The organism is Leptospiraceae bacterium (assembly GCA_016708435.1).
Taxonomy (GTDB): Bacteria; Spirochaetota; Leptospiria; order Leptospirales; family Leptospiraceae; genus UBA2033.
Window position 1 is genome coordinate 49,446 of the sequence record JADJFV010000018.1, and the last position, 12,284, is coordinate 61,729.

At 31.1% G+C, this 12,284-nt stretch carries 20 protein-coding genes; all 20 read right to left on the reverse strand.

The genetic code is table 11. The features are described from left to right. Positions 1-91: 91 nt before the first annotated feature. Positions 92-1,330 (reverse strand): glycosyltransferase family 2 protein, encoded by a 1,239-nt coding sequence (locus IPH52_17865; GenBank protein ID MBK7056877.1) that lies wholly within the window; start codon positions 1,328-1,330, stop codon positions 92-94. Then, positions 1,330-2,151, reverse strand: coding sequence for a glycosyltransferase (locus IPH52_17870; GenBank protein ID MBK7056878.1), 822 nt, complete (start codon positions 2,149-2,151; stop codon positions 1,330-1,332). Before IPH52_17870 ends, IPH52_17865 begins: the two co-directional genes overlap by 1 nt. A 33-nt stretch (positions 2,152-2,184) precedes the next feature. Further along, positions 2,185-3,645 carry an MBOAT family protein gene (locus tag IPH52_17875; protein MBK7056879.1) on the reverse strand — a complete coding sequence of 487 codons (1,461 nt, stop codon included), beginning with the start codon at positions 3,643-3,645 and terminating at the stop codon, positions 2,185-2,187. A gap of 25 nt (positions 3,646-3,670) precedes the next feature. Then, positions 3,671-4,231, reverse strand: a complete 561-nt coding sequence (locus IPH52_17880; protein ID MBK7056880.1) for a hypothetical protein — start codon at positions 4,229-4,231, stop codon at positions 3,671-3,673. A 29-nt stretch (positions 4,232-4,260) separates the two neighbouring features. After that, positions 4,261-5,073 carry a hypothetical protein gene (locus tag IPH52_17885; protein ID MBK7056881.1) on the reverse strand — a complete coding sequence of 271 codons (813 nt, stop codon included), beginning with the start codon at positions 5,071-5,073 and terminating at the stop codon, positions 4,261-4,263. 5 nt (positions 5,074-5,078) lie between these two features. Beyond that, entirely contained in the window at positions 5,079-5,858 is a 780-nt protein-coding gene (locus IPH52_17890) for a class I SAM-dependent methyltransferase (protein MBK7056882.1), read from the reverse strand. Further along, entirely contained in the window at positions 5,851-6,084 is a 234-nt protein-coding gene (locus IPH52_17895) for a hypothetical protein (protein ID MBK7056883.1), read from the reverse strand. Before IPH52_17895 ends, IPH52_17890 begins: the two co-directional genes overlap by 8 nt. 137 nt (positions 6,085-6,221) lie before the next feature. Further along, the gene (locus IPH52_17900; GenBank protein MBK7056884.1) at positions 6,222-6,506 is read right to left on the reverse strand and encodes a hypothetical protein; all 285 of its coding nucleotides are present in this window, start codon (positions 6,504-6,506) and stop codon (positions 6,222-6,224) included. After that, positions 6,442-6,600 carry a glycosyltransferase gene (locus IPH52_17905; GenBank protein ID MBK7056885.1) on the reverse strand — a complete coding sequence of 53 codons (159 nt, stop codon included), beginning with the start codon at positions 6,598-6,600 and terminating at the stop codon, positions 6,442-6,444. The genes IPH52_17900 and IPH52_17905 overlap by 65 nt, the downstream gene beginning before the upstream one ends. Then, entirely contained in the window at positions 6,551-6,745 is a 195-nt protein-coding gene (locus IPH52_17910) for a glycosyltransferase (protein ID MBK7056886.1), read from the reverse strand. Before IPH52_17910 ends, IPH52_17905 begins: the two co-directional genes overlap by 50 nt. 54 nt (positions 6,746-6,799) lie before the next feature. After that, complete coding sequence (locus IPH52_17915) at positions 6,800-7,297, reverse strand: hypothetical protein (protein ID MBK7056887.1); 498 nt, start codon at positions 7,295-7,297, stop codon at positions 6,800-6,802. A gap of 98 nt (positions 7,298-7,395) precedes the next feature. Beyond that, positions 7,396-8,448 carry a hypothetical protein gene (locus IPH52_17920; protein ID MBK7056888.1) on the reverse strand — a complete coding sequence of 351 codons (1,053 nt, stop codon included), beginning with the start codon at positions 8,446-8,448 and terminating at the stop codon, positions 7,396-7,398. Positions 8,449-8,488: 40 nt separating this feature from the next. Beyond that, positions 8,489-8,716, reverse strand: coding sequence for a hypothetical protein (locus tag IPH52_17925; protein MBK7056889.1), 228 nt, complete (start codon positions 8,714-8,716; stop codon positions 8,489-8,491). Positions 8,717-8,754: 38 nt separating this feature from the next. After that, positions 8,755-9,033 (reverse strand): hypothetical protein, encoded by a 279-nt coding sequence (locus IPH52_17930; GenBank protein MBK7056890.1) that lies wholly within the window; start codon positions 9,031-9,033, stop codon positions 8,755-8,757. A 184-nt stretch (positions 9,034-9,217) separates the two neighbouring features. Continuing rightward, entirely contained in the window at positions 9,218-9,619 is a 402-nt protein-coding gene (locus IPH52_17935) for a hypothetical protein (GenBank protein ID MBK7056891.1), read from the reverse strand. After that, on the reverse strand, positions 9,616-10,293 hold the full coding sequence (locus IPH52_17940; GenBank protein MBK7056892.1) for a hypothetical protein: 678 nt from the start codon (positions 10,291-10,293) through the stop codon (positions 9,616-9,618). Before IPH52_17940 ends, IPH52_17935 begins: the two co-directional genes overlap by 4 nt. Positions 10,294-10,378: 85 nt before the next feature. Beyond that, complete coding sequence (locus IPH52_17945) at positions 10,379-10,612, reverse strand: hypothetical protein (protein ID MBK7056893.1); 234 nt, start codon at positions 10,610-10,612, stop codon at positions 10,379-10,381. Positions 10,613-10,625: 13 nt separating this feature from the next. Beyond that, positions 10,626-10,991: a hypothetical protein gene (locus IPH52_17950; GenBank protein MBK7056894.1), complete on the reverse strand. Its 366-nt coding sequence runs from the start codon at positions 10,989-10,991 to the stop codon at positions 10,626-10,628. A 17-nt stretch (positions 10,992-11,008) separates the two neighbouring features. Further along, positions 11,009-11,614: a hypothetical protein gene (locus IPH52_17955; GenBank protein ID MBK7056895.1), complete on the reverse strand. Its 606-nt coding sequence runs from the start codon at positions 11,612-11,614 to the stop codon at positions 11,009-11,011. Continuing rightward, positions 11,611-12,075, reverse strand: a complete 465-nt coding sequence (locus IPH52_17960) for a hypothetical protein (protein MBK7056896.1) — start codon at positions 12,073-12,075, stop codon at positions 11,611-11,613. Before IPH52_17960 ends, IPH52_17955 begins: the two co-directional genes overlap by 4 nt. Positions 12,076-12,284: the final 209 nt, after the last annotated feature.

The following is a 12,284-nucleotide window of genomic DNA, read 5'->3' on the forward strand; positions in this document are numbered from 1 at the left end:
TATTTGGAAAGGATGCAATAAAAAAAAGCCTAAAAGAGAGGTCTTTGAGTTTAAAATCGCTTGAATAATCTTACTTGCTTTATCTTTTCTACTACACCAAATCCTTTGCGTTATCCGCTATTTTCAGTGCAGTCTGATAAACCAGGACATTGCTTTCTAATAAGATAAATTCTAAGACAAAAGACTTAATGCTCTCAGGCTTTGAAAGACCATCAAAATAAAACTGTGGATCAAAATTGGAAAAAATGTATTCCCTATTATTTAGTAAAACACCGTTGCTTTCTTTTATTTCAAGCTGGTATTCTTTATTATTCGCATCTAAAAGAAAGACTTTTTTAATAATTACTTTAACTGGATTGTTTGAAATATCAACTCTAAATTGCTTATACTCTTTAGTGATATCAAGCGAAATTTCATACCGCAACTTGGCTTGTTCAATTGGAACTTTCAGAGAATCCGATTCCGAAAAACCGTTTCCTAAATCCAAATACAATTGAATTGATTGTCCTTCGAGGGTAAATACCTTTTGCCGCAGATCAAAGTTTTCAATCTGTAGATTGACTAATTTTTGTTGAAATGAATTCAAATCTTCTTTTTTTGAATCTAAATCAATTCCATCAATATTGAGATTACTTTTCTCTTTCCAATTTTCATTGTAGTATTCTTTTTCTTTTGAAATAATTCTTTGATTAAAGCCCCAATTAATTGATTTATACTGATCTGACCAACCAACGAGGTATCCCATATTTTTAACATCCGCACTAAAACTTCCATCCGCCGGAAATTTGAACAGTCCTTCCTTTGAAATTAAATTTGTCCATTTTAATCCCTTCTCTAAAAGCTCTGTTCTAACCATGCAAGTTGTGGTAACATTATGAATTGCTTTAAATAGGACTTCATTTCCTTTTTTTTCCACTTCAAATGGTTTATCAACCCACACTTCTCCTATTTCACGCATTGGATTTGGAGCAAAGGGGGACAATTGACCGAGTTCAGAAAAAGATTCAAATTGATGAATCATATACTCATCCCAGCCCGGAAGATATTCTAAATCGTTTTCAGAGAATAATACGTATTTGCCTTTCACTTCTGAAAGAGGAATATTAAAAGCTTCCCCGCCAATATTCTCATCTAGAAAATAAACTTTTATAGAAGGATAGAAATTTGAAAAAACTTGTAGCCATTCTTTGGAACCATCATTAGATGCATTGTCTACAATGAATATTTCAAATTTATATTTAGTAGTAACAAGAAGAGACAGTATTGTATTTCGCAGTAACAATTCCCGATTCCAACTCAATACAATGATACTGATTATGGGATTATCCATTATGCGCTATTCCTTCTAAGGAGTCTGTAGAGCTTAGATAAAGTTTCGTTATTCCTAAGTTTGTTCATCCATTGAAAACTTTTCGCAGTTCTGTAGATATGTAATTCAGTGTTCATTTCCTGAATCATTCTAAGTGTCTCGACTAAGACTTGAGACAAATGAGTCGCTCTACTCCGCTCTCTTTCTTTTTCTAAGAGCAATGCATTTTTTGGATCAGAGCCAAAACCAAGAGTATTGAATTGACTTACAGCAATTGGCACATACGAAAAACTAGCCTTGCCAACGCCAATTGCTTTTAGAAAAAAATCAACATCTGATACTATTTTGTAAGACGTATCGTATAAACCATATTCATCAAACAATTTCCGTTTAATAAAAGTAACACTATGCCAGAGAACACCGTAAGCTAGAAAAGAAAGATTCAAAGTATCAGGACTTTTTCCATAGAGAACATTTCCTTTTCCGTCATCGATTAGCATATCTCCATAGATAATATCCGTTGCCAAATTTTTTTCAAAGACTTCTGTTAATACAAAATCATTCACAAGAAAATCACCGGAATTTAAAAAAAGACAATACTCGCCTTTTGCATTTAGAATACCTTTGTTGTGAGCATCATAAATTCCTTTGTCCGCTTCGCTCAACCAGAAACTAATTCCGTTTTGATTTTTTTTAATTACATCTAGACTACCGGCTGAAGAAGCTTCATCAATGATAATGTGCTCAACATTTTTCCAGGTTTGTGCCTTGACCGATTCGATCGTTTTAGAAAGTCCTTCTCGATTATTTAGATTAATTGTAATGATTGATAACTTAGTCATTGAATTCCATACAGTAAATAGTTTTAAATGCGATTAGAATTGGAAGTATAAAAATTCGCTCTCTGTAGATATGCAAAGAAGACTAATCATTGTTAAAAAAGAAAAACCAATCGCCCAACCTAAATTCGGTTTCCATTGCAGAGGATTGCGTGCATTGATATCTTTCGTAGGATTTTTATATCTAGAAAATATTTCAGTCGAGTTTTGAAGAAACCAGCATACAAAGAGTAAGACTGTAACCGAAAGAATCAATTGAATTTGCTTTCGAATTCCAAGCTCTGTATAACTTACCCCCGATCCAAACATTGCAGAAATAATTTTAAATGCAGTCTCTAAAGAATCGGCTCTAAAAAATACCCAGGCGATTACAACGCAAAGGAAAGTAAATACAATCGAGAAAGGTTTCAAGTATTTCTTGCTTTTCTCTGTCATAAATTTGCCACTTTGGCTATTCCAGAGATGATTGATTACGAGGTAAATTCCATGTAAACCACCCCATACCAAAAATTCCAACCTGCTCCATGCCAAGAGTCCACCGAGAAGCATGGTTAAAAATAAATTCACAAATCGTCTCAGATTTCCTTTTCTATTTCCTCCAAGCGCAATATACAAATAATCTCTTAGAAAAATGGAAAGAGTAATATGCCATCTTCTCCAAAAATCAATTATATTAACCGCTTTATAAGGAGAGTTAAAATTTCTAGGAATTACAATTCCAAAAAGTCTACCAAGACCAACTGCCATATCCGAGTAACCAGAGAAATCAAAATACAGTTGTAGCGAATACGAAATAGCCGCAACCCAAGAGTCAAATTGAAATAATTCTCCGCCTTTACTCGCCGTATCAAATACAGGAGTTGCATAGTCTACAATCCAATCTGCCAATAAAACTTTTTTAGACAGACCTAGAAAGAAAATACTCAAGCCCACTGAAATATTTTTATAAGAAAACCTATAGGTCTTCGATAAAGAAAATTGCGGAATGATTTCTTTGTGATGCACAATCGGTCCTGCAATCAACTGAGGAAAGAACGTGACAAACAAGCAGTAGTCGGTAAAACTGTATTCTTTTGTTTCACCTCTATAATTATCAACCAAATAGGCTATTTGTTGAAAGGTAAAAAAAGAAATTGCAAGTGGCAGAATTATTTTCTGAATCGAATATTCAAAACCGATTAAATTTTTCGTTACCGTAAAGAAAAAATAATAGTATTTATAATAACCTAATACTAATAAATTTAACGTAATTCCAAAGACTAAAATCTTCTTAGCATACTTCAAATTTTTCATATGAAAGCCAAGATAGTAATTTATCATGATCGAAGTAATAATGATAAAAGAATAAACTGGATTCCACCACGAATAAAAAAAGAAAGAAGCCAAAACCAACCAGACTCTCGCTGTGAAGAAAGTATACCTACTCGCCAAATAATAATAAAGCACAAGAGTAATTGGCAAAAAGACTAAAATAAAAATATAAGAATTAAAAAGCATGTTTACCTATTTGTAGAATTTTTCTTTATCCAAACAAAAGCAATCTCTTTGTTAGATTGTATAAGAAAAGAATCGGCTCATAAAAGAATACCATTCCGACAAAGACTGGATAATTATAAGGTGTAAAATAGAAAGATAAAACTACAATAACTTTTCCCGAAAGAAAAAGCAATGCTAGTAGAGAGTAACTTTCTAAGCTTGCAAATAAATCACTCATTGGATTCTTTTTTAAAAATCTTAAAAAGATGATTGAAGAAAGCGAAATTAATATGGAGGGAAAAATAATATCCCCTTCTATCATACATTTTCTGATAAGTATTTTTAAAAAAGTTACAGTATCTTTTTTTACAAATTCCCATACATCCATTTTAAGAATTGTTTCGTATTCATCGCTATACATTCTAATAAAACTTTCTTTATTTGATAGTTTAATTGCACGGACTGAAGCTTCATAGTCACTTAGTCTAAACGGAATCGATGGGTAATCCAAAGCAAATTCTCCGAGCGAGCACCAAATTGTATGCCAGAAGACGTGATGAGTTGTAGCATCTTTTTTATAAGCTTCACTTAAGAGTAAGTTTGGCATAGACTTAAGGGAAAAAATTAGAATTAAGATCAAAGAGAAAAACTTAAGATTTCGGAATACAAAAGAACGTATTTTTTCTTTCGAAAAAAGAAAGGAGACGAAAATGAAAAAAAGAAGAAACGCAATAAATACAAGCCCCTAGAACGAATTAATAAAAAAACAATTAATAGAAAAAGAGAAACTATAGATCCAATGTTATAAAATATTTTTTGTTTTCCACTGCCTACAATGGTAGAAAAAAAATACAACGCTAAAAGAATAAACGGCACAAAAATTATATATTCATAAGGCTCCATAAAAAAAATATTCGTATTAGTTATGTTTAGATTGGATGCAATTTTTTCTAATATAAAATGAAATGAACTTTGAGTGAATTGGTTGACAATAACTGTAGCATTGAATTCAAAAAAACCGATCAAAATTACTAAGGCACTCATCACTGGAAATAAATACATTCTTTTAGCAAACGAAGCAAGTTTTTCATCAGACAACTGGAAAATTAAAAAAGTAATGTAGTGGATTCCAATATCATCTGCAAAGGGAAATAATTCTAAGTCATATTTTTTTTCCTTTATAAATTGAAAATCTACATCTTTCAAAAGCAAGTTCTGTTGACTTTCTGTAATCTTAATATAGCCAAGAGAAGGAACTACTGGATAGTTTCGAAAATTGGAAAAAAGACCTGTGTTTATAATCGTAGCAAATCTAGCTGTAACTGGTGCATTTTTAAGAGTAAAACTTTCCAAAAAATAATTGTTTCTAGCATAGACAAAGAGAGAAAACACAGCTAGTATTAAGAAAAACAAGAACTGATAGATTTTGTTTCTATAGTATTTAAACATAAAAATTAATTTGGCTTCCGATTAATTGTAAATGTTGCGAAAGAAAATATTTTACCCAGAAATGTTTTTCCTAAAAAAATATCTAGCTTACAAAATAGAGAAGCAATTTTTCCCGTTCCAATATTAAGCCAGGGAAATGCGTCTGGATTATAATAAAGCACATAGCCGACCAAACCATTGTAAACCTTATAAATTGTATTTAGAGCATTTTCAGAAAGAAGATTTTCATAGTCTTTCAATTCAAAACCACGTTCACTATTCTCTTCGAACAGAGAATTTTTTTTATAAATTCTTTCTCTAATCCAACGAAATAGAAAGAAATTATGAGTAGGCTCAAAGTTAATAAACAATCCACCCGGTTTCAAAGAATCTACAATATTCTTAAGTGCTAATGATACATGATCAGGCACATGATGAAGACCACCAATTAGTATAATTATATCATATTTTACAGGTTCTTTCCATTTTAAAATATCAGCCTGAAATATCTGCGCATAATGTCCATTTTTCGCTTTGGCAGATAATACCATGGAATCAGAATAATCAAATCCAAAGTATTCGCCATTCGAATCTCTTTCAAAGAATCGAAACAATATTTCGGACTCACCACTCATTGCTTCTAAGATTTTCTTTCCACTAAAAGTCTTTTGTTCTTTTTCTAATTCATGAAATATTTGATTCCACAATTCATTCTTATACGCCAAATGATTCTTATTACTTCTGCCAGATATATATCTTTCAGAAATAGTATTAAAATGCTCTCTTTGTTTTTCTGAGTTATTCATGTTTCTTTAATTTTTTCTCTGTTATAATATATCTGGGTCTTTTTTTGACCTCTAAAAACATCTTCCCAAGATATTCTCCCATAATTCCCAGGCTTAGCAATTGAAATCCGCCGAGCATTAGAATAGTAAGTAAAGTCGATGACCAACCCTTTACTGCTAAGTTTAAATAAAATGATACATACGCAATATAAATGGAATACAATAAAGTAAAGATAATAATAATCAAGCCTATAAATGTTGTTACCGCAATGGATTGATACTAAAAAAGTAATTCCCGAAATTGCAAATGCAAACATTTTCTTAAAGCTATATTTTGTTTTTCCACTAAACCTTTCTTCCAGCACATACTTGATTGCAATTCGATTAAAGCCTGCCCCAAAATATGTAACCTCTCAAAAAAAGAAACTCTTCCTCATTTTCTCTAATTACGCTGATTACTTTTTTATCTAACAATCGAAAGTCTGCTGCACCGTCTTCTATAGGAACACCTGATAGCAATCTAAGTAGACTATAAAAATACTTTGCTGTAATTTTTTTTAAGAATCCAGTTCTCACAGAATCATCTCGAACTGTATAGACTACCTCATAACCCTCTTGCCATTTCTGAATTAATTCTGAATAACCTCTGGAGGTGTTGAAGATCAGCATCCATACAAATCACACAATCTCCAAAGGCATGATCGTAACCGGCTTTAAGTGCTTTCTGGTGACCAAAGTTTCTTGAAAAGACAAATAATTCCATTCTTATATTTCAAAGAAAGTTCTTTAATTCTGTCTATAGTTCTGTCAGTACTACCATCATCCACAAACAATATTTCGAATTTATATTTCTTCATTTGAATTTGAATTCTTTCATAAATTGCAAAAATATTTCCTTCTTCATTCATACAAGGAATTACAATTGTCACTAAAAAATTTATTATTCATCCTTATTGACTATTTCATTCCTTGTAAAATTTTTCTTTAAATACTTTCAATCTTTCTCTATTAGCATGAGCAAATAACAACACCGTAAGAGCGGCTAAGAACGAATAAACGGAATGTAAATGAAACGTCTTAGGAAGTAAATTATATTGAATCATATAATCTAGATTCACTTTTGAACTAGGTAGCATTAAGATAAAAAGTTTTGGAATAAATAAAACACAGATCCAAAGAAATGTATTTTGCATACTACTCCAAAGGCTAAAAGAATTTTGATAAAATTCCATTAGAAAAAAATAAATACAAACCAATCCCAATAAAAGCAAGGTCTCAGGAATCACTAAATAACACAATGGCCAGAAAGCAAGTGCCGACAAATACCGAGTAACCGGATTTTTCTTCACGGGAGAATAAATAGAATATATCCCAAGACTTGTCAAAGTAACTATCAGAAATACAATCGGAAATAAAAAATCAATTTCCTGCTTTATAAAAATTAATCCGATTGGATACAAAAGATATTTTAACTTGGATATAAAGACTGTATTGATAATCCTAATATAAAACAAATAGAGAACAATGTAGGGAATGGAAGCAAGTAAAAAGAAAATTTCTACAGAATCAAATTTGAAGACTGAAGAAAAGAATGCTGGAATAGCTGGTGCAAAAAATAAGAGGTAAAAAAATTATTACGCAGATTACTAATTAATGGATATGGCATTGGAATTTGAAATTTATACATATCCTCTTTGATATCTTCCATTTCGAAAATATGATCAGCTAGTTTACGAGCAAAAAATTCAATATATTCTGACCAGGCGATATTTTCTCTGAGTATAGAACTAATGTCTGAAAATTTATTCATTTTTTCTAGCTTAACACTAAATACATTCATATTTACAAAGAACAATATAGATATAAAACTTAAAAAAGCTAAGAAATGAAAACTTCTTTTGATAGAAAACTTTGAAGAAAAATATCTATACGAAAAAATGCAAAGTAAAATTACTGTTAGAAATCTCAGAGGCAATTGTAGATTTTCCACATATTGTCCATAACTGAATAAGCAAAATAGCCCAAGAATCGTAAGTATGACTCCCAATGAAAAAAATGCTCTTAGATAAAAAACTATGATAAAGAGTAAACTCAAGCATAAACAGAATAAATAAGAATTATAATTTCGAAAATCAAGATTAATGTTCTTATATTTCAGATATTGGCTTCTTCTATCCATTTCATAGTTTTTATCTTTTATAGGTTCACTTGGATGTTTCCAACTCTGCGTAGATATTGGCTTTACTAATCCAAGATTGATTAAGCTTTGACCGATATAATTTCCGACTATTCCATTTCCAAAGCTGCTAAAATGCACATAATCCCCCGCCATCATTTTCTTAGCATCGCTTAAGTCTGGATTGGTACGTATATGATTTAAAATTTCTTCGGCAGGATCTAGTATATAGGCAAAATTTGCAAACTTTCCATAAAGCATATCAACTTCAGATAACTGTTCTCTAATACGAGGTAGCTCTGAATAATCGATCTTAAACTTCACAAATTCATTCCAAAATTTGTTCGTAAATTTTTCATATTTAAAAAGGTAAAAGGGTTTAACGATGACAATCGGAGTATTTGTAGTCTTGGCAAGGGAAATTATCTTTGCCAAATAAAAAATTTCTCGTTCAATATTTGCTCGGTTGCTTGTATCAATTTGCTTCCCGAAAATATAATTGCACTGCATTAAAACTCGATAGATTCTTAACAATAATTGCAAAAAAAGAACTGTGGTATGCTAATAGTTTTATCAATACTGGAATAAAAAAAGATTTATTATCCTCTACTCTTACTTCTTCTTTTCCTTTCTTAGGAACTAAATCATTGGGAAAATTGGGAATTGTATTCTTAATTAAAACATCAGAATCTCCTTGTTTCATTTCATATCCAACCCAGTTTCCGCTTCCATAGAGTATAATTAAATCAGGTTTTTACTTTTTATATAAAAGACTTGATACGCTTCATAGATTTGTTGATTTAAAAGCCCAGACTTTCCTGCATTCATGACAGTTGCGGCAACACCCATTTCCCTCAATTTCCTTTCCATTCGAGAAGGCCAGTCCTCCTTATAAAAAGTTCCTAACCCTATCGTAACAGAATCTCCCAAAGCCAGTATTCTAATTTCGTCTTCTGTTCTTTGAGGTAGCTCAGGTCCAAGCAAATTCAAAGAATTCATCCTAGTATCAGTTTGATTCATAGCCAAAGGCTTATTCCAATCGAAATAAAAATTTACAAAATCAAAATTCCAATGATTCCCCATAAAATGAGTAAAAAGAAAAAAATAAAACAAATATTTTGAATGAGGATTTAATTTCATTTTAAGTAATCAATCACAGATAAGATTTTCAAAACAAAATGATGCAAAACAGAAGAAATAAATATTAAAAAGCATGTTTACCTATTTGTAGAATTTTTCTTTTTATAATTTTCAATTTTTCTCTTTGCGCATGAATAAATAACAACACCGTAAGAGCGGCTAAGAACGAATAAACGGAATGCAAATGAAACGTCTTAGGGAATAAATTATATTGAATCATATAATCTAGATTCACTTTCGAACTAGGTAGCATTAAGATAAAAAGTTTTGGAATAAATAAAACACAAATCCAAAGGAATGTATTTTGCATACTACTCCAAAGTCTAAAAGAATTTCGATAAAATTCCATTAGAAGAAAATAAATACAAACCAATCCCAATAAAAGCAAGGTCTCAGGAATCACTAAATAATACAATGGCCAGAAAGCAAGTGCCGACAAATACCGAGTAATCGGATATTTCTTCACGGGACAATAAATGAATATACCCCAAAACTTGTCAAAGTAACAAGTAAAAATACAATTGGCAGTAAAAAATCAACCTCCTGTTTAATAAGAAATAATCCGATTGGATACAAAAGATATTTTAACTTGGAGATGAAGGCTGTATTGATAATCCGAATATAAAACAAATAGAGCACAAGGTAAGGAATCGAAGCAAGTAAAAAGAAAATTTCCACAGAATCAAATTTGAAAACAGAGGAAAAGAATGTGGGAATAGCGGGAATAGCCGGGGAAAATAGAAAAGGAGCTTCTGAATAGCTAGTCATTGTCTTAATCAAGGTAATGGGAATTGGTATTTGTTTTTTATAAACAGCATCAGTCAATTCTTCAATGCTAAAAGCTTCATAATAATCCATTTTCTTCATAAAGAATTGATAATAGTCCGACCAAGCGATATTCTCTTTTAAAATAGTCAATATCTCAGAAGAATTAGACAATGTGGAAAGCTTTTGAGAAAGCATATTCGCATTAATAAACAGTAAAATCGAGGTTAAAAAAAAGAACACTAAGATGAATAGTTTTTTCTTTTCTCGACAATTTTTTTGAAAGTAAAAATTTATAAATCGAATAAGAGAAAAACGATTCCAACGAACACTCGTAGAGGCAAAAACAATATCCATCCACATATTTCTTTTCACTTAAATAGGCACAGATAACGATAGTCGATATCACTCAAGAATAATGAAAATAATTCTCTAGCAGAAATAATAAATAGAAGGCAAATTAGAACAACTGCAAGGCAAAGAAAATACATTTATAGGTTCGATAATTGAGGCTAATTTCATACCTTAAATATTGATCTCGCCTTACGCTTTCTTCAATGTATTTTTCTTTAGGATGAATCCATTCTCCGCTCGCATGTCTTTTAACTAATCCGAGAGATAACAAATGATCTCCTATTATTTTTCCAACGATGGAATACCCCTCTTCACTAAAATGAACATAGTCTGCCATCATTATCCGTTTTGCATCATGCAAATCCGATTCTGGACGAATATGTCAAAATTTGATTTGTTATATCAATTGCATAGGCAAATTCCTTGAACTCTTCATACATCCTATCAGACTCCGGTTGTCTCTCTCGGATTTTAGATAAATCAGAAAAGTGATGTTGAAATTTATAAAATTCCTTCCAAAAACTTATTGTAAATTTTTCATACTTGAAAAGGAAAAAAGGCTTCACAATGACAATTGGAGTATTTGTTTCCTTTGATAAGGAAATAATTTTTGCCAAATAAACTATCTCTTTCTCTAAACCGAAAGATGCCTGCTTTTTTTTCTCTGCACTTAAAAATTCTTTTTTATTTTCATGAACTGCGGATATTTTTTTTACCAACCATGCAATCGAAGGACTTAAATATTCATGTGTTTTATGATAAGCGGGAGGCTAAGTGGTTTGTTATGATTGAAATTTTCTTCTTTATTCTCTACTTCCTTTAATTTTAAATCGTTCGGAAAATTGGGAATAATTTTCTTTAGAAAAGATTTACTTTCACCAAAGTAAGATTCTTGAATACCGTAAAGATTTATTAAATTTCCACTTGCATAAAGAATAACAATATCCGGCTTTTGTCCCTTTTTGATTAGATTCTCGTAAGCAATAAACATCTGCTCATTCGTAAAACTAGGCTTACCCGCGTTCATTGATGTTGCATCTATGCCCATTTTTTCAAGATAAACTTGCATTTGATATGGCCATGATTTATTTGCGTTAAATCCAACTCCGTAGGTCACAGAATCGCCAAGTGTTAAAATTCTAATTTCGCCTTCAGTTTTTTCTGGCAAAATTTCTGATCCCCTTAAATTCAGAGAGTTTACATCTGCATTCAAATTATAATTTATAAGAGGCTTATTCCAATCGAAATAAAAATTTACAAAATCAAAGATTCCAACCATTCCCATAAATGAGTAAAAGAAAAAAATAAAACGCAAATATTTAAAATGAGGATTTAATTTCATTTAAATAAGGACTTTTTTTTTTCCCAGGAATAGGATTCGAGGGGGCATAAGCTTATATTACCAATCTCATTTATAGAATCTACTGCATACATTGCATTTATTCTTAAAAGGTTTTTAGGAATTTCGATTTTATACGTTCTTGGTTCAATCCATTTAGCATTTAAGATATGTGTTTGATTTTTTCTTAATAGAATGACTAATCTAATTTTTTCAGTGGGAGCGGGAAGACTGCTCTTATCCGCATTCACAAAGTATCGAAGAATTAAATTGTTTTCTTCTAAATGAGTTGGACTTCGAATAATAGATGTCCACCTGCCCATTAATTTTTCTTTTTCCAATTCAAACAAGGCATCGTCGTTTGGCTCCGGGGAATTTGGTAAAGTTTGATTTAAAAATTTCTCTGCTAGTTTTCTGCCAATGATTTCAGCGGCATATGTATTGTAATGCGTATCATCTTGCACATGCCAGGATTTTAAATTTGCATTTTCATAAATATCGAATTATAGCCAATATTTAAAAGCTTTGATATTGCTTTTGAAGAAAGAAGAAAATCTTCTATTGAGTTCCTTGCTTTGTTCTGACTGAGGAAAGGTAGACTCAATTGCCAATTTAGGAAAAGAAATAATGTAAAACTTTGCATCCGAAGAATTTGTTTCTTTTAGAATTCTAC

What these genes read in the sequence shown, in the direction of transcription:
- IPH52_17880 (MBK7056880.1), bottom strand. Translation starts at nt 4,231, where the DNA reads ATGCCAAACTTACTCTTAAGTGAAGCTTATAAAAAAGATGCTACAACT.
- IPH52_17905 (MBK7056885.1), bottom strand. Translation starts at nt 6,600, where the DNA reads ATGGAATTATTTGTCTTTTCAAGAAACTTTGGTCACCAGAAAGCACTT.
- IPH52_17865 (MBK7056877.1), bottom strand. Translation starts at nt 1,330, where the DNA reads ATGGATAATCCCATAATCAGTATCATTGTATTGAGTTGGAATCGGGAA.
- IPH52_17900 (MBK7056884.1), bottom strand. Translation starts at nt 6,506, where the DNA reads ATGCTGATCTTCAACACCTCCAGAGGTTATTCAGAATTAATTCAGAAA.
- IPH52_17875 (MBK7056879.1), bottom strand. Translation starts at nt 3,645, where the DNA reads ATGCTTTTTAATTCTTATATTTTTATTTTAGTCTTTTTGCCAATTACT.
- IPH52_17890 (MBK7056882.1), bottom strand. Translation starts at nt 5,858, where the DNA reads ATGAATAACTCAGAAAAACAAAGAGAGCATTTTAATACTATTTCTGAA.
- IPH52_17870 (MBK7056878.1), bottom strand. Translation starts at nt 2,151, where the DNA reads ATGACTAAGTTATCAATCATTACAATTAATCTAAATAATCGAGAAGGA.
- IPH52_17925 (MBK7056889.1), bottom strand. Translation starts at nt 8,716, where the DNA reads ATGAAACAAGGAGATTCTGATGTTTTAATTAAGAATACAATTCCCAAT.
- IPH52_17885 (MBK7056881.1), bottom strand. Translation starts at nt 5,073, where the DNA reads ATGTTTAAATACTATAGAAACAAAATCTATCAGTTCTTGTTTTTCTTA.
- IPH52_17955 (MBK7056895.1), bottom strand. Translation starts at nt 11,614, where the DNA reads ATGAAATTAAATCCTCATTTTAAATATTTGCGTTTTATTTTTTTCTTT.
- IPH52_17930 (MBK7056890.1), bottom strand. Translation starts at nt 9,033, where the DNA reads ATGAATCAAACTGATACTAGGATGAATTCTTTGAATTTGCTTGGACCT.
- IPH52_17910 (MBK7056886.1), bottom strand. Translation starts at nt 6,745, where the DNA reads ATGAATGAAGAAGGAAATATTTTTGCAATTTATGAAAGAATTCAAATT.
- IPH52_17945 (MBK7056893.1), bottom strand. Translation starts at nt 10,612, where the DNA reads ATGATGGCAGACTATGTTCATTTTAGTGAAGAGGGGTATTCCATCGTT.